The organism is Sorangium sp. So ce296 (assembly GCF_051529605.1).
Taxonomy (GTDB): domain Bacteria; phylum Myxococcota_A; class Polyangia; order Polyangiales; family Polyangiaceae; genus Sorangium; species Sorangium cellulosum_D.
Map to the genome: position 1 here is coordinate 3495844 of NZ_CP150325.1, position 22540 is coordinate 3518383.

The 22540-nt window shown below is 69.7% G+C and carries 17 protein-coding genes; 9 read left to right on the forward strand and 8 right to left on the reverse strand.

The features are described from left to right. Nucleotides 1–98: 98 nt before the first annotated feature. Nucleotides 99–1673, forward strand: coding sequence for a D-alanyl-D-alanine carboxypeptidase/D-alanyl-D-alanine endopeptidase (dacB, locus tag WME98_RS13125; RefSeq protein WP_437951630.1), 1575 nt, complete (start codon nt 99–101; stop codon nt 1671–1673). Nucleotides 1674–1836: 163 nt separating this feature from the next. On the opposite strand, the gene WME98_RS13130 is transcribed toward dacB, so the two are convergent. From WME98_RS13130 to WME98_RS13145, 4 genes are all read right to left on the reverse strand, one after another. After that, a complete protein-coding gene (locus WME98_RS13130; RefSeq protein ID WP_187345762.1) occupies nt 1837–3321 on the reverse strand; it encodes a sigma-70 family RNA polymerase sigma factor in 1485 nt (494 codons plus the stop codon). Between the two features lie 1416 nt (nt 3322–4737). Then, nucleotides 4738–5097, reverse strand: a complete 360-nt coding sequence (gene rplT, locus WME98_RS13135; RefSeq protein ID WP_020740308.1) for a 50S ribosomal protein L20 — start codon at nt 5095–5097, stop codon at nt 4738–4740. Between the two features lie 26 nt (nt 5098–5123). Then, complete coding sequence (gene rpmI, locus WME98_RS13140) at nt 5124–5321, reverse strand: 50S ribosomal protein L35 (protein WP_020740309.1); 198 nt, start codon at nt 5319–5321, stop codon at nt 5124–5126. 193 nt (nt 5322–5514) lie between these two features. Then, a complete protein-coding gene (locus tag WME98_RS13145) occupies nt 5515–9327 on the reverse strand; it encodes a DUF3857 domain-containing protein (protein ID WP_437951631.1) in 3813 nt (1270 codons plus the stop codon). Between the two features lie 767 nt (nt 9328–10094). Between WME98_RS13145 and WME98_RS13150 the strand changes: the two genes are divergently transcribed. From WME98_RS13150 to rimI, 6 genes are all read left to right on the forward strand, one after another. Beyond that, on the forward strand, nt 10095–10577 hold the full coding sequence (locus tag WME98_RS13150) for a roadblock/LC7 domain-containing protein (protein WP_012239856.1): 483 nt from the start codon (nt 10095–10097) through the stop codon (nt 10575–10577). Between the two features lie 11 nt (nt 10578–10588). Then, a complete protein-coding gene (locus WME98_RS13155; RefSeq protein ID WP_012239857.1) occupies nt 10589–11179 on the forward strand; it encodes a GTP-binding protein in 591 nt (196 codons plus the stop codon). A 392-nt stretch (nt 11180–11571) separates the two neighbouring features. Then, nucleotides 11572–12117 carry a hypothetical protein gene (locus WME98_RS13160; RefSeq protein ID WP_437951632.1) on the forward strand — a complete coding sequence of 182 codons (546 nt, stop codon included), beginning with the start codon at nt 11572–11574 and terminating at the stop codon, nt 12115–12117. 98 nt (nt 12118–12215) lie between these two features. After that, nucleotides 12216–13496: an alanine racemase gene (alr, locus tag WME98_RS13165; RefSeq protein WP_437333652.1), complete on the forward strand. Its 1281-nt coding sequence runs from the start codon at nt 12216–12218 to the stop codon at nt 13494–13496. Nucleotides 13497–13567: 71 nt separating this feature from the next. Beyond that, nucleotides 13568–14764, forward strand: a complete 1197-nt coding sequence (locus WME98_RS13170) for a vWA domain-containing protein (protein ID WP_437951633.1) — start codon at nt 13568–13570, stop codon at nt 14762–14764. Further along, nucleotides 14761–15285 carry a ribosomal protein S18-alanine N-acetyltransferase gene (rimI, locus tag WME98_RS13175; protein ID WP_437951634.1) on the forward strand — a complete coding sequence of 175 codons (525 nt, stop codon included), beginning with the start codon at nt 14761–14763 and terminating at the stop codon, nt 15283–15285. Before WME98_RS13170 ends, rimI begins: the two co-directional genes overlap by 4 nt. Nucleotides 15286–15300: 15 nt before the next feature. Here rimI and tssM read toward each other — a convergent pair whose 3' ends face one another. After that, the gene (gene tssM, locus WME98_RS13180; protein ID WP_437951635.1) at nt 15301–18213 is read right to left on the reverse strand and encodes a type VI secretion system membrane subunit TssM; all 2913 of its coding nucleotides are present in this window, start codon (nt 18211–18213) and stop codon (nt 15301–15303) included. A 144-nt stretch (nt 18214–18357) separates the two neighbouring features. Continuing rightward, complete coding sequence (locus WME98_RS13185) at nt 18358–19041, reverse strand: hypothetical protein (RefSeq protein WP_437951636.1); 684 nt, start codon at nt 19039–19041, stop codon at nt 18358–18360. A gap of 385 nt (nt 19042–19426) precedes the next feature. Between WME98_RS13185 and WME98_RS13190 the strand changes: the two genes are divergently transcribed. Further along, nucleotides 19427–20164, forward strand: coding sequence for a metallophosphoesterase family protein (locus WME98_RS13190; RefSeq protein WP_020740319.1), 738 nt, complete (start codon nt 19427–19429; stop codon nt 20162–20164). Nucleotides 20165–20339: 175 nt separating this feature from the next. On the opposite strand, the gene WME98_RS13195 is transcribed toward WME98_RS13190, so the two are convergent. Both WME98_RS13195 and rpoZ read right to left on the reverse strand, forming a co-directional pair. After that, entirely contained in the window at nt 20340–21173 is an 834-nt protein-coding gene (locus WME98_RS13195; protein ID WP_437951637.1) for a class I SAM-dependent methyltransferase, read from the reverse strand. A gap of 141 nt (nt 21174–21314) precedes the next feature. Then, nucleotides 21315–21557: a DNA-directed RNA polymerase subunit omega gene (rpoZ, locus tag WME98_RS13200; RefSeq protein WP_044966694.1), complete on the reverse strand. Its 243-nt coding sequence runs from the start codon at nt 21555–21557 to the stop codon at nt 21315–21317. A gap of 169 nt (nt 21558–21726) precedes the next feature. Here rpoZ and pyrH point away from each other — a divergent pair, with 169 nt between their 5' ends. Then, the gene (pyrH, locus tag WME98_RS13205) at nt 21727–22488 is read left to right on the forward strand and encodes a UMP kinase (protein WP_437315352.1); all 762 of its coding nucleotides are present in this window, start codon (nt 21727–21729) and stop codon (nt 22486–22488) included. Nucleotides 22489–22540: the final 52 nt, after the last annotated feature.

Sequence of the window (22540 nt, forward strand, 5' to 3'; positions counted from 1 at the left end):
TTGCGAGGACAACTCCGAGAAGCATCGCCCAGCCCGCGCCGAGCGGTCGACCGGAGGAGGCGCCCGCGGCGAAGACATTGTAGAGCCGGAGAGCCGTCATGCCTCGACATCCCCGCCGCGCCCTCTCCGTGGTCGCGCTCGTGCTCTCGTCGATCCTCGCCCGCCCGGGCGGCTCGCAGCCGCTCGACGGCGGCGCGGCTCCCGCGGAGCGCTCGACCCGCACCGCGAAGCCCACGCTCGACGTACCCGGGGACCCGAGCGCCCCCCGCTCGCCCCTCGGCGCGCTTGGGCCTCAAAAATTCGACCCTGGGCGTGCTCGAGAGCAGGTCGAGAAGCTCGCCGCCGAAGTGCGGCGCGCGGGGGGGCGGGTCGGCGTGCTCGCGCTCGACATCGCGAGCGGAGCGACCCTCACCGCCCTCGACGAGCGCGGACTGTACAACCCTGCGTCCAACGCGAAGCTCTTCACCGCCGCCGCTGCGCTGCGCCTGCTCGGCCCGGGCTACCGCTACCTGACCGGCCTCTACGGGGACGCGTCGAACGGAAGCGTCGCCGAGCTCGTGCTCCGAGGTTCGGGAGATCCGTCGCTCAGGACCCGCGATCTCTGGGAGATGGCGCGCGATCTGCGCGCGGCCGGCGTCCGCAAGGTCGCGGCGATCTCGATCGATCAGGGCTACTTCGACGCGCGCTTCGTGCCTCCAGCCTTCGAGCAGCAGCCGGACGAGTGGGCGGCTTTCCGTGCCCCCGTCGCGGCGGCGTCGCTGAACGCGAACGCCCTGCTCTTCACGGTGCGGCCATCCAAGGCGGGCCAGCCCGCCTCCGTGGCGATCGATCCCCCGGGCTTCGTGGTGCTCCGTGGCGCCGTGACCACCGCGAAGCGCGACACACCGGAGCGGATCGGCGTCCGGCTCGAGCCGAGCGGACATCGCCTCGTCGCGCACCTCAGCGGGCACGTCCCGGAGGGCGGCCGCGCGGTGAGCGTGGCGAGACGCGTCGATGATCCGCGCCTCCTCGTTGCGTACACGCTCAAGGAGATGCTGCAGGAAGTGGGCGTCGAGGTCCCGGGGGAGATACGGCTCGGCGGCGAGCATCAGAAGCGGCTCCTCGTGGCTCACCGCTCGGCGCCTCTCGGCGAGCTCCTCGCCGCCCTCGGGAAGGACAGCGACAACTTCTACGCGGAGACGATCTTCAAGACGCTCGCCGCCGAGAAGCGCGGACGCCCCGGCACGGCCGAGGCTGCGGCGGCGCTGGTCGGCGAGACGCTCGGCGAGCTCGACGCCTTCGCAGAGGGCGTCGTCCTGCGGAACGGCTCCGGCTTGTTCGACGCGGCCCGTGCGTCGCCAGAGGCCATCGTGCGGCTGCTCCGCGCCGCCTTCCTCGATCCGGCGCTCGGCGCGGACTTCACCGCGCAGCTCGCGATCGGCGGGGTGGACGGGACCTTGCGCGGCCGCTTCCGCGGGTGGTCGAAGGAGCGCGCCATCCGGGCCAAGACGGGGACGCTCGCCTCGGTCGTGGCCCTCTCCGGCTACGTCCTCCCGCCGCCCGGCCGATCTCCGATCGCCTTCGCCGTCCTGGTCGCGGATGTCCCGGGGAAGATCGATCCGGTGCGGAGGGCCATCGACGACTTCGTCGGAGCGCTCGCCGACGAGCTCTGGCGGGGTGCACGCACGCCGTGAGGTCGCGGCCGGCCGCTGCCGTCACGTCGCTGCCGAGGCGCGCTCCCGAGCCCCGCTCGCCTCGGCGCGCTCCCACGGACGGTCGGGATCCGGCGGCTCGAGCAGCGCGGCCGCGCAGCATTGCGCTGCGCGGCCGCATCGTCGCACCTGCTGAGCTCGTCGCTCAGTAGTCGCGCATCTGCTTCCGGATCTTGCCGAGCGCCTGCTCCTGGAGCTGGCGGATGCGCTCGCGCGACAGGTTGTACTTGTCGCCGATCTCCTTGAGCGTGAGCTCATCCTCATCGTCGAGACCGAAGCGCCAGCGGATGATCCGCGACTCGATCGGCGTGAGGGTGGTCAGGAGCCGTCGGACCTCGTCGCTCCACTTCCTGTTCGCCAGGTGATCGAACGGCGACAGCGCGTTCTCCTCCTGGAGGAAGTCGATGAACTTTCGCCCGTCCTCGTCGCCGACCGGGCGGTCGAGAGAGAACGGCGTCTCCGCGTAGAAGTCCTTCACCTTGTCGAGCTTCTCGCGCGGGACCCCCGTCTCCTTCTCGAGCTCCTCGATCGTCGGCTCGTGCCCCGTGCGCGCGATGATCGCCTGCGTCGCCCGCGCCACGCGGTTGTACGTGTCGAGCATGTGGACCGGGATGCGGACCGCGCGGCCCTTGTCGGCGAGCGCGCGGCTGATCGCATGCCTGATCCACCAGGACGCGTAGGTCGAGAAGCGGTAGCCGCGGCTGTGGTCGAAGCGCTCGACCGCCTTCATCAGCCCGATGTTGCCCTCCTGGATCAGGTCGATGAGCGGCAGACGCCCGCGGTTGTACCGGCGCGCGATCGACACGACGAGCCGCAGGTTGGCCTTCACGAAGCGGTTCTTCGCGTCGTGCTGCGCCTGGAAGGTCCGCTCGACCCGATCGAGGTACCGACGGTAGGAGCTGGACATCGGGAGCCTCGGCCGCGTGGGACGCGTCTCCTCGGGATCGCTCACGTCGTCCTCGAAGTCCGGCTCGCGCACGAGATCGCGCGCGATGGTGAAGGCCCGCGCCATCCAGAGGCGATCCGAGTCCGGCAGCCGGACGGCTGCAGCGAGCTCCTCGGAGAGCTGCGTCCACGGCTTCTCCTGCTCGGGCAGGAGCTTGCCCTTCTGCTTCTTCGCCAGGCGGACGAGCTTCTGCAGCTCCGCGATCTGCGGAGCCTTCACCTCGTCCTCGCCAGCCTTGGCGACATCCTCCTCGAGCGCGGTGAGGATGTACTCGGCCGCAGGCAGGTACGAGAGGAGGGCCACCCAGTGGTCCACCTCGGTGCGCTCGACCGCGCGCGCGGTGTCGAGCTCCTCGTCCGGCCCCATCACCGGGTGCAGCGCCATGTCGCGGAAGTAGCGGGCGAGCATCGAGTCGCCCCCGCCGTCCTCGACATCCTTCAGCTCCCGATCCTGGTTCCTCGCCCGCTCGGGCTGCGGCAGCCGATCGAGCGGTCCGAGGTCCAGATCCATGAAGTCAGCCGCCCGATCCTCGTCGAGGATCTCCGCCGGGCGGGGTCGGACGACGGTCTCCTCCGTCTGGTCGTCTTCCAGAAGGCTGAGGGCTCCGATTTCCGGCGTGGCCGTCCCACCCTGAGCGAGCGGGTCGCCCTTCACTACAGTGGCGTTGCTCTTGGTCGACCTCATGGCGGCTCCCTCCACGGTGGTAGCTCCTTGAAAGTGCGAGCGCGGCGACTGGCTGTCCCCGAATTCTTCGACATCGGAGACCCCCGGATCGGTGGTCTGCGATGCCGCCCGCCGGGGAGCCGATGCGGTCTCGGCTCCCTGCGAGCTCTTGGATGCCGCGAGCCGCGCAGAGGTACCTACAGCAGAGGACTTGGCGTTTCTCCGCGCAGTTTCTGGACGGCGGGCGGTCGACGTGCTCATCTTGGTCTTTGTGTCGGCGTTCACTTCTAAACGGCTGACCTTGCGAGATTGAAATGCCTCGCCACCTTTCGACGGCGAGCGAGACGATTTCGTGCCAAACAGGGAGCAGGAGCTGACCGAAGGAGCCCCTGTTGAAACCGGCAACCGCTGGTGCTTTCTTTTGATTCCGGTCGAACTCTTCTCGCCTGAGGCAGACCTGCTCTTGCAGAGTGATGCTCTCGAGCCGGCTCCCGATGGCAGCCCAACTCCAGAAGCAAGAACAGTGCCCTTTTTGGCGTGCGTTCCGTGTTCTCCCGTTTGAGAGCTCGCCCTGGGTGCGGTATGTAGAGTGGAAGGTGCCGTCCGTGTCGTGTCGAGCGAAACATTTCGCTGCGACCGAGCCGAACTGCATGGCTGGGTACGCTTTCGGGGACGCAACAACATCGGCAACCTGTCTCCTTGAGGACATCGAGCTCGCCGGCCTCTCATGGGCTCCGGCGGGGTCGGCCTCGCGGCACGGGCAAGGGAATATGCTGTCGTTTCCGACCCTTAGAGGGCCGGACCCGACCGTTGAGGCCGTCCTGTCAGCGCGCTTCGATGTTTCCTGAACCTGGGCCTCCCGATGCCAATGTCGAGCCCTCACCCGACAGCCGAAGGCGGAGAAGGTTATTTTTCCCGACAGATCCACCTGGAAAGTTAGTATTTCCAGGCGGCGGATCAGGCACAGCGGAATTCGCAGCTACGTGCAACCCGGGGGAGCGGGGTCGGGAACGGCCTAAGGCTCCTCCGGCCTCGCATGTGCGAAGAGCCCGTCGCGAGGACGATGTACGACGCTGGAGCCGTCGAAGATCTGGGAGCTGGGTCTCAGCTCACCCTGGCAGCAGGGTCATAGGGTGCCATCAAAGATGCGTAGCCGGCGTGCAGGATGTGCACACTGTGCATCCGTTCGGTGCTGGCTCGCCTCACCTGACGGCAGAGCCGTTCATGCCAGGGACGGGGAGCGGCGTGCCTTCACCCTAAAGATGGATCTGGACCTCCATGCCCACAGCGCGGTGGCCAGAGCAGCCTGCTTCACCAGGCAGCTTGATGCGAAAAATACTACGATCTTGAAATTCTCAGCCCCGGATGGGGCGGTCTGGCAGGCTCGACCGACTCAGGAAGGTGCGGCCGGATGCGCGTGCAGACCGCCCGGGACCGTCACCTGGCCGACGAGGGCGCGGCGAGCTTCGCCACAGCACCGAACGACGCGGGATCGTGGATCGCGATCTCGGACAGGATCTTTCGATCGAGCGCGATGCCCGCCTTCTTGAGCCCGCTGACGAGGCGGGAGTAGGTCGTGCCATTCAGGCGCGCGGCGGCGTTGATCCGAGTAATCCAGAGACGACGGAAATCCCGCTTCTTGAGCTTGCGGCTGATGTAGCCGTACTCCCAGGCGTGACGCAGGACCTCGACCGCCTGGCGGAAGCGATTTTTCCGGCCGAGGAAGTAGCCCTCGGTCTGATTGAGGACGCGGTTGCGACGGCGACGGGCCTTGAACCCTCTTTTTACACGCGGCATCGGAGCTCTACCTCACTGATCCAGGGTCAGCCGTAGGGAAGAAGCAGCTTGACGCGCTTCTCCATCGCAGAGTCGACCATGTCGTTCTTGCGGAGACGACGCAGGCGCTTCTTGCTCTTCTCCTGCATGCAGTGGTTGAGGCCGCTCTTGCTGCGGCGAATCCGGCCGGAGCCGGTCACCTTGAACCGCTTGGCCGCGGCGCGGTTCGTCTTCATCTTCGGCATGACGCCCTCGATCCGAGTGCCTACCGCTCCCAGCGGCCACCGCTCCGAACCACCGGAGCGGCTGTTCTGTGCCGCAGGGATGCGTAGAGGGGGCGCTTTATGGCGACCCACCGCAAGATTGTCAAGGCCGAGGCAGGGGCCGGCGCCGGTCATCGACGAACTGCCGGGGCTCGGGCATGGTTCGGGCGGTCGCTCACTTGCCGAGCACGACCCGCTGGCCGAACGCACGGTCCGCGGTCTCGCAGAACAGCCTGAACTCCATGTACTCGGACGGCTTGATCCGGGACTTGGCGAGGGAGATCTGGCTGCGAACGACGACCTTCCCCGCGGACTGCTCGACCGAGATGGAGAACTTGCCGAAGGGGGTGTCCACCTCCTGGGGCAGCGGCGCCCTGGTGACGCGCCACCCCGCAGGGAGGCGGATCGACCACTCGTCCCGGCGCGTGGTGAGCGCAGGGATGATCACGTCGCGGGTACGTACCGACAGGGAGGCGAACTCCGTGGCGAGGCGCTGGGCGGGGACAGCGGGGATCGACAGGCTGTCGCCCTCCCGGCGAGCGAGCGCGACGGCCTTTCCCCTCGCCCGCAGCTTCACCGGCTGCTCGATGTCCTCGAGGTCGTTCACCTCGACGCCCGCCTTGCCGGGAGCCAGCTCGACCGTCCCGAAGTCCACGGCGAGGTCCCGACCTGCCCGATCGCGGCGCGTCCCCTCGGCCATGTAACGGGTCCGCCACTCCGGCGCGAACGCGCCGGCCACCTGGACGTCGACCCCGAGCTGGGCTGACCCGTCGGCCCCGAGCGCGATGTCGACGGTCCGCTGCACGACGGAAGCCTCCGGCGGGGGCTCCGGGAGGCGAACGAGCTTCGGCTTGCCCTCGTTGATCTGAAGCGCGATCGCGCCGCGATCCATGATCGGCAGCTCGGTCGAGCCGGAGTGCTCCGCCGTCCCGTCGAGGTAGAGGTCGAGCGAGGGCACGTACGCGATGGCGTGGTCGAACGGCGCGAGGCTCGCGGGCTCCGGCTCGATGCCGCCTCGCATGCGGGTGCGCACGAGCACGATCGTCGCCGGGATGCCGAGCTCGCGGAGCATCGTCACGATCAGCGTCGCCTTGTCCTTGCAGTCACCCCAGCCGCGAGCGAGCGTCTGGGCGCACCTCCTCGGGCGGATGCCTTCGATGCCGAACTCGAGCGCCACGTAGCGCGTCTCGGTCGCGTACTTGTAGATCGCGCGGACCTTGCTCAGATCGTCGCTGAGGCCCTTCGTGATCTCGCGCACCCGCTTGCGCACCTCGTCGTCCACGTCGAACTGCTCCCGCGCGAGGCCCCAGTACCAGGAGCCGACCTCGTCCCAGCTCTTGAACGTCGAGACGTGGACATGCGCGAGGATCTCGGACCACGCGGGCATCGCCGGCTCGGGGGCGACCGCCGGGACCGAGGCGGCGGAGAAGCGGAAGATGCGCCGTTCGGCGTCTTCCTTGGTCTCACGCACGAGTCCGGGCAGCGGGGACGCGAAGACGTGGAACGGCTTCGCCTTCGGCGTGATCAGCACGTACTCGCTGCTGGCGATCGGCTCGTCGCTCTGGAGGTACTCGATCTCGCCGAAGTGATCGGCGATCTCGTTGCGAGGGCTGACGTCGTCGATGCGGTAGCGCAGCTCGACGACGTCGCCGGCGTTGAGCCGCGGGAAGCTGACGTAGAACGTGCGCGCCGAGGTGTACATCGCGAGCGCCGGGTTGTTCGCGCCCGCCTCGCCGCTCTCGATCGCCCCGTCGACCTTGCCGTCGGCCCGGTAGACCTTCGCGGCCCGGAGGCTCACGGTCTGGCGATCGGCCTGGTACTCGAACGCGTACTGCCGGGCGCTCGCCGCGGCCTCGTCCGTGAGCGGCTGGAAGACCACCTGACGGAAGCGGCTGGCGAGGCCGTTCGGGAAGACGGTGGTCACCGTCAGGCTGCGGAGCGTGCGCTTGGGATACTGCCGGTCAGCGCTGCGCCGCATCGGGAGGAAGCGGTCGGGCGCCCAGGCGTAGGCCTCATCGGCGCGCGGCTTCGGCGGCTCGATGTGCTCGATGTACTCGCGCACGTCCTTCGCCTGAGGGCTGATCGCCAGGATCTGCTGCAGCATCTCGAGCTGCGCTTCCCGGTTGCCCTCCTCGCCGTAGAGATCCGAGAGCGCGCGCAGCGTGCCGATGTCCTCCGGCGCCATGGCGAGCGCTCGCTGATGCGCGGCGAGGGCGCGATCGCCCTGACCGAGCGCCCGGTACGTGCGCGCCGCGACCGAACGGGCCCAGACGGAGTCGGGCTCGCTGCGGAGGAAGCGCTCGAGCCAGCGCTCCGCTCCGGCAGGATCGCGCCGCGCCACCGCGAGCTCGACCTGCTGGTGCAGGAAGCTCGAGTCGTCGAAGCGAAGCGCCGCGTAGCGCGCCTCCGTCTCGGCGGCCTCCGTGTCGCGGCCGAGGGCGCGGAGCTGCGCCGCCGACGCGCGGAGCAGCGAGACGCTGCTCGGCTGGCGCGACAGCGCTCGCTCCAGCGTGGCGAGGGCGGTGCGCTTCAGCCCCGCCTCCACGTAGAGGTCGACGAGCCCGAGGACAGCGACGACGTGGTCGGGGTCTGCGGCCAGGATGCGCTCGTAGATGGGGGCCGCTTCCCGCCAGTTCGGGCTCGTCTGCGCGAGCCGCGCTTGGGCGAGCAGGACGTCGACGTCCTCGCGCCCACGGCCCGCGAGCTGCGTGGCGCGCTCGATCCACGCGCGCTGCTGGTTCCTGTCCTCCGAGAGCTGGCCCGCGAGCAAGTAGCGTCGCACGCTCGGCTCGGCCTCGGCGGAGCGGCGCGCGAGATCGCGCGCCCTGTGCTCGCCCTCGGCGTCGCCGCCGGTGAGCATGAGGTAGCGCGCGAACGCCTCCAGCAGCGCAGGCGAGGGCCGGGCGGCGCCCGCGGCGCGCTCGAACGCCTGCATGGGCCCCTCGACGGCGAGCGCACGCGTGGCGAGCGTCGCGCCCGAGCCCGGCGCTCCAGCCTGTGCCCGCGCGTCGGAAGGAGGCCTGGCGACGCCCGCTTGCCCCTGAGGCGCCGTCACCTGCGTCCCGATGTTGGAGGTCACCTCCAGATCGAGATCCGGAGCTCCCTTCTCGTCGCCGATGCGGAGCGCGAACTTGGGCGCCGACGCACCTCCGCAGACCTTGATCGTCAGGCGGTTGTAGCCCGGCTTCAGCGACACGAGCGCGGCGAACCGATCGATGTCGAGCTCGCGGTACCCCGGATCGGCGAGGACCTTCTCGCCGTTCCAGAACAGCTTGAAGGCGCCGTCGGCGCCGACCCAGACCGAGATCGGCCGAGGCGCGCGCGTCCCTGGCTTCGCGCGCACGAACGTCGTCGCGTAGCCGCAGACGCCCTCCACCGGGCGGATGACATCGCCGAAATCGAACCACCCGTATTGCGGCGCCTCGGGCGGCACGCGCCAGCGGACCGCCCGCGCCTTGCCGTCGTACATCCTGCCCGCCACGATCGGCTGTTCGAGCTCTTCCTCGGGCCCGAACGCGCGATCGAAGCCCCCCTTGTTCTCGTTGTCGAACGGGCCGATCGTCGCCCAGCGACCGATGAACCCGAGCCGTTGGATCTTCGCGACCGCGCCGTCGAGATCGCCTCGCCGCCTGCGCGCGTACGCCGAGAGGAGCTCCGCGTAGACGCGGGCAGGCGCGCTGGTCGCGCCGCTCTCCGCGATCGACGCGATCGCCTCCTCGACCTGCGTCGGATCGGCGCGGTCCCACGTGCGCCAGAGCTCGCGCAGCGCGCCGTAAACCTCCGGCCCCCTCGCGGAGCGGACAGCCGCGTGCGCGGCGAGCACCTCGGGGTGCACCGCGCCGAGCTCCGCGCGAGCATCCGAGCCGATCGACGCGGCGCACGCCAGGACCGCCGCCCCCGCGGCGAGCGCGCAGGAGAAGCGCTTCCTCGTCGTCCCCGCGTCGAGCTCGATTCCACGGGGCTCGGTCCGGTTGAGCACGTCACGCATCCAGGGCGCTATCCCGTGGCCGAAGCCATCGGTCAAGCGCAAGCCTCGCCCGCACAGGCCATGAAGCGGCCCAGGTCAAGCGCTGACGCTCACGGCCAGCAAAGCGCGCCGGCAGGCAACGTTCCCGGGCTCTCGCACGTCGAGGAGCGCGTTCATGAGCCCGCCGCGCCGCCCGCGCTGATCCCAGGAATTTTCCCGACCTTCTGCCCAGCACACAGGAGCGCTGCTCGGCGCGCCCGCGAGCAGCGGGCCCCCAGAGCGGGGCGCAGCGGCGGTCCGGCAGCGGTCCGCCGCGCCCCTCGGGTCGCAAAAAATCTTTTTAATTCATATAGTTGGGCGAGAAGAACGCTCGGCCTGCAGCCGCGGAGCGGCGCCTGGAAAGCGCCAGGAACGGGGCCGACGGGGGCCGGGGTGGGAGCGAGGTCCGTCGACCTCGAGCAGCGCTCGGAGGGGCCCCGCTGCGCGATCCTCCAACTTCCAGAAAGGGCCGCCTTGCTCCGCCGCACCTGCTTCGGATAGAAACGTCCCAAGATGTACGGGCGCACGGTCGAGGAGCAGCGGCACTGCGCGCCGCGAACCGGTCATGCAAGCCCCAGGCAGCGAGCGTGGCGCCGCGAACGTGGTACCGGTGGTAAGGCAGGCCCGCACAGCGGGAAGCCGGTTGGATGACGATGGTCGGGGACCGCACGTGCGGCGCCCGGTGATGACAAGGGCTACAGAGCCCGCAATGCCCAGGGCCCCATCGCGAGAGCGCTGGCGGAGGAACGATGGTCAACCCTCAGATGGTGATGTACGAGGAGGAATTCAATCAGATCCAGAGCGTGGTGGATCGCCTCGTCAAGGACGCCAATGCGAAGGTCGTCTTCATCGTTGACAAGAACGGGCAACTGATCGCCGCGAGCGGGGACGTCGACAACCTCGACACCACGTCGCTCGCCTCGCTGACGGCGGGGAACATCGCCGCCACGGGCGGGATGGCGAAGCTCCTCAAGGAGAACGAGTTCGCCACTCAGTTCCACGAGGGTGAGAAGGCGAACATCCACATCCAGCTGGTCGGGAACCGCGTCATCCTCGTGGTGATCTTCGACTCAAAGTCGAGCCTCGGGTTGGTGAGGCTCCGGGTGCGAAAGGCGAGCGAGGAGCTCAACCACATCTTCGAGGCGCTGCTCAAGAAGGTGCAGGAGCCGGGCGCTGACTCGCCGTTCGCCGAGATCACCGACGAGGACATCGACAACCTCTTCAACGACTAGGAGCGCGGTCGATGAGCTTCATCAATTACATGGCGCGCGAGATCAACTGCAAGATCGTCTATTACGGCCCGGGTCTCTGCGGCAAGACGACGAACCTGCAGTACATCTATGAGCGCACCAACCCGGACGCGAAGGGGAAGATGATCTCCCTCGCCACCGAGACCGACCGGACACTCTTCTTCGACTTCCTCCCGCTCGCGCTGGGCGAGATCCGCGGCTTCAAGACGCGGTTCCACCTGTACACGGTGCCGGGGCAGGTCTTCTACGACGCGAGCCGCAAGCTCATCCTGAAGGGCGTCGACGGCGTGGTCTTCGTGGCGGACTCGCAGCTCGGTCGCATCGAGGCGAACCAGGAGTCGGTGGAGAACCTCCGCACGAACCTGGCCGAGCAGGGCTACTCGCTCGACAAGATCCCGTACGTCATCCAGTACAACAAGCGGGACCTGCCGGAGATCGGCACCGTCGAGGAGCTCCGGTCGCTGCTCAACCCGACCAACGTCCCCGACTTCGAGGGCGTCGCCCGGACCGGCGTCGGGGTGTTCGACACGCTCAAGGCGGTCGCGAAGCTGGTGCTGACCGAGCTGAAAAAGGGCGGCCCCTAAGACAAGGGGCAGCCCCACGAGCGAAGCACAGCGGGGCGGGCGAGGCGCGAAGGCCCGCTCGCGCCTCGCTGCAACCATCAGGCGCGCTGGTAGATGCGGTTCCGCCGGTTGCGGTTCTTCGCCTTCAGCTTGGACCGGTAGCGCTTCGACTTGGAGCGCGTGGTCTTCCGAGGACCTTTCGACAGCATGAGGAACATGGACAGGCTCCGTTGAGGCGCCCGGCGCGGAGGCGTCGTGCCGCCGCCGCCGGTGCGAAGGGGCGGCAAGGTACGGCATCGCAGGGCAAAGTTCAACCGGAGAGCACCTCGGCCCGTCGACCCACGCGGTCCCGGAGCCGGCGAGCCAGGGGGCACACCGGGGCCGAGCTTTTCTGCTATCGGTGTTCGTAGCTCGTGCGGTTCAGGACCCTCCTCTGCCTCGCCGCCTCGGTGACCGCGTGCGGCGCGAGCATCAACGCGGTCTACGAGGGGGACGTACGCTTCGAGCACTGCATGGCGCTCGACTCGCTGGCCGACGTGAAGCCGACGCTGCGGCGCGCGTGCTGGGACGAGTGGCTCCAGTTCTACACGTTCGGGCAGACGCGCGATCGCGTCGAGTACGCCGCGCTCCGCGCGAGGCAGCTGAGCCACGCCAGCGACTTCGACGAAGGCGAGTGGAGCCCGCCCAGCAGCCGGGCTCCCGCCGTGCCGGAGCCGACGAGCGCGCTCGCCCCGCCGCCCAGGCTCCTGACCGCCGACGTGGCCGCGCCCGCGGAGGTGGCGGACGCTGGTGCCCCCGACACGGCGCCGAGCGCCGCCGAGGACGCAGCGCCGCCGGGGGCGGAGTGCAGCGCGGCGTGCGAGGCGAGCTGGAAGGGGTGCCTGCAGGACTGCAGGTCCGCCGGCTGCGAGAAGGGATGCTCCGGCAAGTACACGCGGTGCATGCGCGGCTGCTTCTGACCGGCGGCGCTGCGCTCTGCGAACATGCCTCACCTTGTCGCACCAAGATGGCCTGGAATCTTGACCCGCGATCGAGCGTAGGGCTATCCGCGTACACGATGTCCGCTTCGCACGCGCCCACAGAGCTCAGCAGCACGACCTCCGATCGCAACGGCACGGCGTCGCCCGTCGAAGGGCTCGGCTCGAGCGCCGGCCCCGTGCGGGTCCTGCGGCCGCGCCGGGCGGCGCCAGCGGACGCGGTACGGCCGACCCGCGCGGAGGTGAACCTCGCCCACCTGCGGCACAACCTCCGGGTCCTCGAGCGCGCGCTGACCGGCGCGAAGCGGCCGCAGATCTGGGGCGTGCTGAAGGCCGACGCGTACGGGCACGGCGCGCCGGCCGTCGCGAGGACGCTCGAGCGCACCGGGATCCCCGGTCTGTGCGTCGCGCTCCTGGAGGAGGCCATCGAGCTGCGGGACGCCGGCATCCGGCTGCCCATCCTCGTCATGGGCGGCTACTACGGCCCCCGCCGCGAGGGGTTCGAGGAGATCATGGCGCGCGATCTCGTGCCCGTCGTCTACGACGCCGGACAGATCGAGCGCCTCGCGAACGTGGTGCGGCTCGAGCAGCGCGGCCGCGTCGGCGTCCACCTGAAGGTGGACACCGGCATGGGTCGGCTCGGGGCCGCGAGCTCGGAGATCGAGGCGGTGTTCGCGATGCTCGCCAAGCACCCGGAGGTGAGGCTCGACGGGCTCATGACCCACCTCGCCTGCGCGGACGCCGACGATCTCGGCGTGACGATCGAGCAGATGAGGCGCTTCGAGGAGATCGAGCAGCGGGCGAAGAGCTTCGGCCTCGCGCCGCGGATCCGGCACGCGTCGAACAGCGCGGCCATGCTGCGCCTCCCCGCCGCGTGGCTCGACGTCGTTCGACCCGGGGTCGCGCTGTTCGGCATCTCGCCGTGCCCAGGGCTCGCGCCCGACCTCAAGCCGGTGATCCGGGTGCGCAGCGAGATCGTCGCGCTCCGCACGATCGCGAAGGGCGACAGGATCGGCTACGGCCACACCTGGCAGGCGTCGCGGGAGAGCGTCGTGGCGACCGTGCCGATGGGGTACGCCGACGGCCTGAGCCGCCAGCTGTCGAACCGCGGGGCGGCCCTCGTGCGCGGTCAGCGCGCGCCGATCGCGGGCGCCGTGTCGATGGATCTCACGATGCTCGACGTGACGGACGCGCCGGGAGCCCGCGTGGGCGACGAGGTGGTGTTCCTCGGGACCCAGGACGGCCCGCTCGGGCGCGCGACGATCAGTGCGGAAGAGATCGCCGGGCTCACGGGGACGATCGCCTGGGAGGTGCTGACGAGCATCTCTCGCCGCGTGCCCAGGTTCTACCGAGAGCCCTGAGCTCGCGCGCGGCGGCGCTCGCCGCCCGCGCCGGCGCTGCCGGTGCGAACGGGCGTGGTACGCTGCTCTCCATGAAGACGGCCGTGAAGCAGCGCGCCGGCGTCTACGGCATGCTCTGCGGCCTCGCGGCCGCGCTCGCGCTCGGCGGCGCGGCGCTGTCCGCCTGCGAGGATGAAGGTCAGGCGCAGCGTCCACGCAACGGCGGGGGCCAGGGCGCGCAGGAGCCGGAGGACGAGTTCGACCCTGGCCCCGGGGGCTCGAGCGGGCCGCCGCCCGTGGACGCGGGTGGGCTCTGCGGCAACCAGGTCCACGAGGTGACGATCGCCGAGGCGCCGAACCTCTACTTCGTCCTCGACGCGTCGGGCAGCATGCTCAGCCCTGCCTCGTCGCGCGCGACCCGCTACGACCGGGTGCGCGAGGCGGCGGTCGACCTAGTGCGCAACCTGGGCCCGCTGATCAACGTCGGCGCCGCCGTGTTCCCGCTGGACGCGACCTCCGATGCGCCGTGCAAGCCCGGCGGCGAGGTGTTCCCCGTCACGCCGGGAGATCCCTTCGCCGCCTCGCAGGAAGGCGCCACGACGACCTCGAGGTTCCGCTCGGCGACGCGCGTCGAGCCGCTCGGCGGGACGCCGACCGCGGCGACGCTCGCGGCGCTCACGCCGAGCCTCGTGGAGCTCCCGGGCAAGACGATCGTGGTGCTCGCGACCGACGGCGGCCCGAACTGCAACAGCGCCGCGACGTGCGGCGCCGAGGAGTGCATCGCCAACATCGAGCAACAATGCCCCCAGGAGAACTGCTGCACACCGTCAGGCCTCTCGGGGCCAGGAGGGTGCCTCGACCGCGGCGATACGGTCGCCGCGATCGAGCGGCTCGCGGCGAGCGGGATCGAGGTCTACGTCGTCGGCATCCCGGGGAGCGAGTTCTACGGCGACGTCCTCGACCAGATGGCGCTCGCCGGCGGCACGGCGCAGTTCGTGAGCCCGTTCTATTTCAAGGTGGACGACCTCGACACGCTCGGCAACGTCCTCTCGAAGATCGCCAGCATCGTCGTCTCCTGCGAGTTCGACCTCGTCGACCCGCCGCCCGAGGACGGGCAGACCAACGTCTACCTGGACGAAGAGCTGGTCCCGTACGACCCGGAGGACGGCTGGCGCTGGAGCTCTCCCGCGGTCGTCGAGCTCCTCGGGGACGCGTGCCAGAAGCTCAAGAGCGGGCGGGTCGGGCAGGTGCAGATCGTCTCCGGCTGCCCCACGGAGGTGGCGAGGTGAGGCGCGACGCGGCGAAGAGCGCGCCCACGCTGATCCAGCTGACGGCCGAGTCCGCGGACGACGCCGCGCTCGACGAGATCGACGCGGTCGCGTCCGCGGCCTTCGACGTGCCGCAGTTCTCCGCGCGAGAGGAGCTGGGCCGCCCCTGGACGCGGTGCTGGGTCGCGCGCGAGGAGCGGCGCGCGCTCGCCTTCCTCATCGCGTGGCACGTGGCCGACGAGCTGCACGTGCTCAACGTCGCCACCTGCCCGACCGAGCGGCGGCGCGGGCTCGCAACGGCGCTGATGCGCCGCTCGCTCGAGTACGCGCAGGAGCAGCGCGTGCGGCTGGTCCTGCTCGAGGTGCGCCGCTCCAACCGGGCGGCGATCCGGCTCTACCGGAAGCTCGGCTTCACGGCGATGGGCGTGCGCCCCCGGTACTACAGCGACAATGGCGAGGACGCGGTCGAGATGGTCCTCACGTTCGATCCCGCGACCGGCGCGGTGCAGCCAGGCCGCGACGAGATCCGCATCGAGGTCTGAGCGGCGCCGCGCCGCTCAGCGCTGCGCAGCTGCCGACGCCGCAGGAAAGCGGGAGGTGGCCGACAGCGGCGGCAGCCGCGCGGCCACCACCTGGAGCGGGGTCAGCAAGAGCGGCCGGAGCAGCGTCTTGGCCCGCTCGTCGAAGGGCTGGAGGAGCGCGTCCGCCTGCCGTATCGCCTCGACCAGCCGCTCGGCAATGAGGCGCGCGTCGACGTTGGGGTTCACGTCCTCGAGCCGCTGGATCTCGTCGCGCAGGGAGCTGAGCAGCGAGATGTACCTCGCCAGCGGCGTGTCCGTGATCGGTGCGGAGCCGCTCGACGCAGCGGGAACGCCGAACTCGACGGTCCGCTTGAACGCGTCCGGGACCGGGCTCGGACGGTTCCGGATGAGCTTTACGTCGATGGGGACCTTAAACCTCGTCGTCTGCTCGATCTTCCTCTCGACGCGCTGCTTCCCCAGCTTGAGCAAGCCCGAGTCCTCGATCGCGCTGCGATCCCGCTTCCATTGCGTGTTGTCCTCGAGCGCGCGGAGGATGCGGAGGTACGGGTAGTCCGGCTTGGCGAGCTCCATGTAGAGCTCCTTCGCCTCCTTGAGGTTGGCCGGCATCCGCACGGTCAGGTCCGCCATCCAGTCGGTCCACTGCGCGATGTACCGGGCGTCGTAGTCGGCCGCGAGGCCGTCCAGATCCTTGTCGATCGCGGCGCTCTCTCCGGGCGCGAGCGGCACGACCCACTCTTCTGCCCTCAAGAGGTCGGCGCCCTGGCGGATCTTATCGAGCACCTCGAAGTGCCCGCTCTCGGTGTACGGACCGTCGACCTCTTTCCAGCGCTTCTCCTTGGCGAACTGCTTGCTGCTGATGACCTTCAGCACGTCCGGGCGGTCGGCGAACATGTCGGCCAGCGTGAGCGGCGGGTACTTGCGGTTCGCGCGGCTGTTGTCGCCCGTCTCGTCGTACTTCTCCTCGATGATCGAGTTGACGAAGAAGTCGTAGTAGCGCTTCCGCACCGGCACGGCCTGCAGCGTCGCGCGCACGCTCGCGACCAGCTCTGCCTTGGGCGCGACGGGCGTGACCCTCTTCTGCTTGATGAGCGACAGGTAGTACCTGACGTGCGGCTCGAGCTGCTTCTTCAGGTCGCTCTCGTTGAGGTTCGACGTCGGTCGGAGCACCTCGGCCCAGAGCGAGGTGAGCCTGTCCTTCGCCCAGTTGATGTCGAGGTGCTCGACGTCGCTCAGCATCAGGTACAGCTTGAGGTCGTTGCGCTCGCGCAGGTAGTGCTCTCCCTTCGCGAGCTTGAGGCGGTCCTCGAGCCGCTGCTTGCACGGGATCACGAAGCCGTTCTGGAGGCTCGCGACGTAGACGTGCAAGAGCGGGGGGTAGACCGTCTCGCCCTGGAACATCGTCCAGCCCATCCCGTCCGGCGGCCCCTCCTCGCGCGCCTTGTCGATCTCTTGCAGCCGATCCAGCGCGGGGCTTAGCGCGGCGAGCTTGTCCGAGAGCGGCCGCGTGTCCTCCCACCGGAGCGCGCTCACGGCGCGCGCGTCGGCCTCGACCCCGCGCAGGAACTCGCGGTTGTTGCCGAACGACACCACGCTCGGGATCGCGAGGATGACCCCGAGGGCCGCGGCCGCCGCGCTGATCGCGCCGCGCACGACGCGCTGGCGCCGGATCTCGCTCGCGCTCCTCGCGGCGATGTCCCCGTCCGGGAACACGACGTTCATGAACACGTCGTGGAGGAAGTAGCTCTTCGACTCCACGTTCTGCTGAGCCGCCGCCTCGTGCGTGCGGATCCCCATCGCCTGGCCCATGCGCTGGAGCACCCGGTCGAGCGGCCTGCCCTCTTGCGTGCCGCTCGTGAAGTAGAAGCCGCGGAAGATGGGCGTGCCCTGGAAGGCGTTGACCATGAAGACGGTCGAGACCAGATCGGAGAGGTTCCGGCGGATGCCCGAGAACTCGAGCGGGAACTGGTAGACGCGCTCGCGCACCTCCCGGCTGCGCTCCATGACGAGCCGCTTCAGCGAGCGGCCGTGGATCTGCTTCGCGAGGGCGTCGAACTCGGCGTCGAAGAGCCTCCCCGGGTCGGCCTTGTCCGCGCTCAGCTTGAGCGTCGCCCCCCACGCCTGGGCGCGGTCGCTCTTGCGCATGTCGCCGAAGAACTCCGAGAAGCCCGCGATGAGATCGCACTTGGTGAACAGGAGGTAGACGGGCAGCACCATGTGGAGCTGCGTCATGACCTCGTCGATGCGCGCCCGGAGCTTCTTCCCCATCTGCTCGATGTGCTGCTCGCTCGCGTCGATGACGTCCGTCACGCTGACGGCGACGAGGATGCCGTTGAGCGGGCGACGGGCGCGGTGCTTGAGGAGCATCTGAAGGAACGCGATCCACTCCTCGTGGTCGTCCTGCTCGGTCGTGTAGCGCCCCGCGGTGTCGAGGAGGATCGCCTCGTTGGTGAACCACCAGTCGCAGTTCCGCGTCCCGCCGACGCCGCGTACGCCGCCGCCGTTGCTCGGGTGCGCGTAGGGGAAGACGAGGCCGGAGTGCTTCAGCGCCGTCGTCTTCCCTGCCCCCGGCGGGCCGATGATGACGTACCAGGGCAGCGAGTAGAGCGCGGCGCTGCCGTGCTTCTTGCCCTTGCCGAGCTTCGAGCTCTTCAGCGCGCTGATGCCGCCCTGGACCTGCCGCTGGAGCTCCTGGATCTCGGCGCGCCGCTCGGGCCGCGCGTTGAGCGCCTGCTGCGCCCCCTGCTGGACGATCGCCCGCTCCAGGGCAGACGCGGCGCGGCCCGCCTTGACGCGGCGGTACACGAAGAGCGCGACCGCGGAGAGCGCGACGACGACGCTCGCCGCGATCGGGACCGCGGTGGACAGCCCGAACGTGAAGTACGCCGCCCACGAGATGAGGAGCAGCAGCCCGAAGAGGACCCACAACACGATAGCGACGATACCACCGGTCGCCGCCTCCGGAGCACGTCCCACGCGCAGCGCGGCGCGCGAGCGGCTTTCGCGCGCGCGTCGCGACGCGCGGCGGCGTCGCGACGCGCGCGCGAAAGCCGCTCGCGCGCGGCCGCACCGGGATCAGCCGTCGCCGCGCTCGTAGTCGCCCGGCTCGAGCGCGGCGTCCGTCTCCTCGCCGGCCGCGAGCCGGCGCGAGCGGATCGCGTCCACGGCGATGTCGATCACCTCGAGCCGCGTCGACGGGGCGTAGTACTCGTCCTCGGAGACCTGCGGCAGCTCCGCGAGCCTCTCGGCGACCGCCTCGCGGTCCTCCTCCTCCAGCTCGAGCGCCGCCGGATCGCCGCTCACCGAGTCCTCGGCCAGGTCCCGCGCGGCCTCGGCGCCGCGACCGCGCGTGAGCGCCTCCCGGATGAAGAGCACCGGGCTGAACGCGAGGTAGACCGACTCGAACTCCAGCTGCCAGTAGGTCGGGTCCTCGCCGTCCATGCGCCACCACGACGCGTGCCGGCGCCGGATGACCTCGCCGAAGTACACGCCCGCCATGTGAGCGACCACCGGCAACGCCTCGACCCTCTCCGACGTCGCCCCACGCGCCTGCTCCAGGTAGTGGTCGAGCACGGGCAGGGTCTCCGGCCGATAGTCAAGCCGTACACCGAGAGCGCGCTCGACAAACCGGACGCACCCCTCGGCGAGATCCTCCACGGCGGGCGGCGGCGGCGCGACAGCTGCAGCGGACGGAGCAGGCTCGGCCGACCGCTCCAGAGAAATCGGAGAGGACCCTGCACCGTTCTGTTTGGTATCCATGGGCTCCACGCTATCCTTCTCCGGTGCGGGTGGCCGCTCGTCAACGTGGTCGCGCTGGGAGCGACTCAGCAAGCGCCTCCGCAGGCTCGGTGGTCGCAACGATCCGGACAGCTCCTGAGGCTTCGGGATTGTCGGGGTCGTCGGGCCGGGGTCGTCGGGTCGGATCGTCGGGCGAATCGTCGAGATGGAACGTGGCCGGCCCTCGCTCCTCCTCGAAGCTCCGCCTCGAAGGGAAGTGCCGGCGCAGCGAAAGCATGGGCCGCCGAAGCTGCTCCGGAAAGCCGGTCGCCCTGAGCCCCCGCCCTGATCAGCCCGGCCGTGGATTCGGGTTTGAATTCCTAACGGAAGTCGAGGCCATCGTGCTAAGCTCCGCCCTCGCGTCGAAATGAGACTCGGGATCTTCAGCGATACGCACGCCAACTACGAGGCGCTCAGCGCTGTGCTCGAGTCCTACCGCCACGAGCGCATCGACGTCTATTACTGCCTCGGGGACACGGTCGGCTACGGCGGCTCGCCGAACGAATGCGCCGACCTCGTCCGGAAGGTGGCCAAGAAGACGATCCTCGGCAACCACGACGCGGCCGTCGCAGGTCGGATGGACTACTCGTACTACTACGAGGCTGCCCGGCAGGCGCTCGACACGCACGCTGCGATGCTCTCCTCCGAGAACGCGGCGTGGCTCCGGAGCCTGACGTACCAGGAGAAGTTGACGGACATCAACGTCGACCTCTGCCACGGATCGCCCGTCCGGCTCGAGGAGTTCGAGTACATCTTCGCCCCCGAGCAGGCGCGCGAGTGCCTGCCCATGTGGAACGAGCTCGGCCACATCACGCTGATCGGCCACTCCCACCTCTGCAAGGTGTTCGCGCTCACGCCGAACAGCGTCGAGGAGCTCCCGGCGGTGGACTTCCAGCTCGAGCAGGGGCGCAAGTACATCGTGAGCGTCGGGTCGGTCGGACAGCCGCGGGACTACGACAACCGCGCGAGCTACACGATCTACGACAGCGAGACGAAGCGCTTCGAGTTCAAGCGCGTCGAGTACGACATCGAGACGGCGGCGGAGAAGGTGCTGCGCGCCAAGCTCGAGCGCAACTTCGCCCACCGGCTCTACATCGGCGTCTGAGAGCGCCTCGCGGATCCGCGCACGGCGCGCGAGCTGGCAGCCGCGCGCGGCGGCCGTCCCGTCGCGCGCTCGTGCGATGGCGACCCGGCGCCTCCGCGAGGCGGGATCGCGCGTGGCTTTCGCTGACCTGCGGCCCTGCTCTTCCCGCTGACGACGCGTCGCGGTCGCTCGGCGCCTAAGCGCGGCCGGTGCGAACGGAGCGCCGGGGACGGCAGTGATAGAGCAGCATGCTCGTCTGGTTGTCGGGCGGCGCTGCGGAGAAGTCGCTGTGGAGCGCCGTGATCTCGAAGCCGTTGTAGTGGAGCAAGGCCTCGAGCTCCTGCGGATAGAACTGACGATGGGCGAGCGGCGTCATCCAGCGCTCGCCGCCGTCGACGGGCGAAAATTCCATGGACACGAACAGGATCTGCCGGACCTTGTCGTAGTCGAACCGCTCCGTGTACCGGACGACCGTGCCCGGGCCGTCCTTCTCGGGATACCGGAAGCGCGGCGTGGCGTAGGCGCGATCCGGATCGCGCGCGAGCTCGGCCGGCTCGGGCATGGACACGTCGAAGACGAGCTCGCCCCGCGGCGTCAGGTGCTCGCGCGCCCGCGCGAGGAAGCGCTCGACGTCCGGGCGCGAGTACAGGTGCAGGAACGCGTTGAAGGGGCAGATCACGAGCGGAAAGCGGCGCCCGAGCCGCAGCGCCCGCATGTCCGCTCGCCGGACGCTCACGCGAGAGGAGACGCCGTGCGGCTCCCGCCCGAGCTGCGCGCGCAGATCGCCGAGCATCGGCGCCGATAGATCCACGCCCGTGATCCGGACCCCTGCCCTCGCGACGGGCAGCGTGATCCGCCCGTTGCCGCAGCCGTACTCGAGCACCGGCCCGCCGGACGCCACCGAGAGATCGACGTAGTAGCGGACGTCGTCCTGCCGGCGCGCATACGTCTTCGCGTAGTACGCCGGGTCCTCGTAGTGGGCCGACGTCCCCGCCTTGAGCTCCGGGTCGCGAGGCTGGCCCGAGCGCAAAGACCGCCTCGACCGGGGCGTGGCCGCACCTTTCATGGGAAGCAACGGATCGAGCGCAGCGCTGGCACTCGGGCGGGAGCGCGCCGAGATGCCGGGCCGACGGAGGCGTGCCTCACGAGAGCACGCTCGCCCGATGCGCCCTCAGCGCTGGCCGCCAGCGTTCATCTGCTGGAGCCACTCGGACACGACCTCGTGGGAGCTCCGGTGGAAGTGCACCTTGCCCGCCGCGATCTCCCGAAGGCTGGTCACGGCAGGCTTGTTCTTCGTCTTCACGAGGGCGTCCGAGCCCTTCATGAGCTGCCGCGTCCGATTGGCCGCAAGCACGACGAGAGCGAAACGGTTTTCCTCGCGCTCGAGGCAGTCTTCCACAGTCACACGCGCCATAGGGGGGCCGAGAGTAGCGCCCTGCTCCGGCCAGCGCAAGGTACATGCCGCTCGGCGGCTCTGCGCCGCGGCGCCGCGCTGCCGCGTCGCTCCGCTCGTCAGTCGACGGCGCCGCGCGGCGCACGTTGCTCGTTGCCCTCGACGCAGGTCCCGGCTACGAGGTGCCCCCGTGGCCGCTGAGCAGGATTCCCTCCTCCCCCCTCCCCCCCGTCCGGTCCCAGGGCTGAAATACCGCCGCATCGTCCTCAAGCTGAGCGGCGAGGCGCTCTGCGGCGAAGAAGGCGGGTTCGGCATACGCCCCGAGACGCTCCACCACGTGGCCGGCGAGATCGCCGAGCTCCAGCGGATGGGGGTGCAGATCGGGATCGTCGTGGGCGGAGGCAACATCTTCCGCGGGCTGAAGGGCGCGAGCGCGGGCATGGACCGCTCCCAGAGCGACTACATGGGCATGCTCGCCACCGTCATCAACGCGCTCGCCCTGCAGGACGCGCTCGAGAAGACGGGCGTGCCGACGCGCGTCATGACCGCGATCGAGATCCGGCAGGTCGCCGAGCCGTACATCCGCCGCAGGGCGATGCGTCACCTGGAGAAGGGCAGCATCGTCATCTTCGCCGCGGGCACCGGCAACCCGTTCTTCTCGACCGACACGGCGGCGGCGCTGCGGGCGATGGAGATCCAGGCGCAGGCGCTGTTCAAGGCGACCAAGGTCGAGGGCATCTACGACCGCGATCCCGTGCGCCACGAGGGCGCGCAGATGTTCGCGCACCTGAGCTACGACCGCTTCCTCGCGGACAGGATCGGGGTCATGGACTCGACCGCGGTCACCCTCTGCCGCGAGAACAAGATGCCCATCCGCGTGTTCAAGCTCATGACCCGCGGCAACATCCTCCGCGTGTGCAGGGGCGAGGAGATCGGCACGATCGTCGACTGAGCGCGCGCGATCGTCCCGCAGCGCCCCGCCGCGGGCGACGGGCCGAGGCGCC

Bases quoted from the DNA above. Each gene is read 5' to 3' on its own strand.
- WME98_RS13170 (WP_437951633.1), top strand. From the start codon at position 13,568: ATGAAGACGGCCGTGAAGCAGCGCGCCGGCGTCTACGGCATGCTCTGC.
- rplT (WP_020740308.1), bottom strand. From the start codon at position 5,097: ATGCCGCGTGTAAAAAGAGGGTTCAAGGCCCGTCGCCGTCGCAACCGC.
- rpoZ (WP_044966694.1), bottom strand. From the start codon at position 21,557: ATGGCGCGTGTGACTGTGGAAGACTGCCTCGAGCGCGAGGAAAACCGT.
- rpmI (WP_020740309.1), bottom strand. From the start codon at position 5,321: ATGCCGAAGATGAAGACGAACCGCGCCGCGGCCAAGCGGTTCAAGGTG.
- WME98_RS13150 (WP_012239856.1), top strand. From the start codon at position 10,095: ATGGTCAACCCTCAGATGGTGATGTACGAGGAGGAATTCAATCAGATC.
- WME98_RS13145 (WP_437951631.1), bottom strand. From the start codon at position 9,327: ATGCGTGACGTGCTCAACCGGACCGAGCCCCGTGGAATCGAGCTCGAC.
- dacB (WP_437951630.1), top strand. From the start codon at position 99: ATGCCTCGACATCCCCGCCGCGCCCTCTCCGTGGTCGCGCTCGTGCTC.
- WME98_RS13190 (WP_020740319.1), top strand. From the start codon at position 19,427: ATGAGACTCGGGATCTTCAGCGATACGCACGCCAACTACGAGGCGCTC.
- alr (WP_437333652.1), top strand. From the start codon at position 12,216: ATGTCCGCTTCGCACGCGCCCACAGAGCTCAGCAGCACGACCTCCGAT.
- WME98_RS13155 (WP_012239857.1), top strand. From the start codon at position 10,589: ATGAGCTTCATCAATTACATGGCGCGCGAGATCAACTGCAAGATCGTC.
- WME98_RS13185 (WP_437951636.1), bottom strand. From the start codon at position 19,041: ATGGATACCAAACAGAACGGTGCAGGGTCCTCTCCGATTTCTCTGGAG.
- WME98_RS13130 (WP_187345762.1), bottom strand. From the start codon at position 3,321: ATGAGGTCGACCAAGAGCAACGCCACTGTAGTGAAGGGCGACCCGCTC.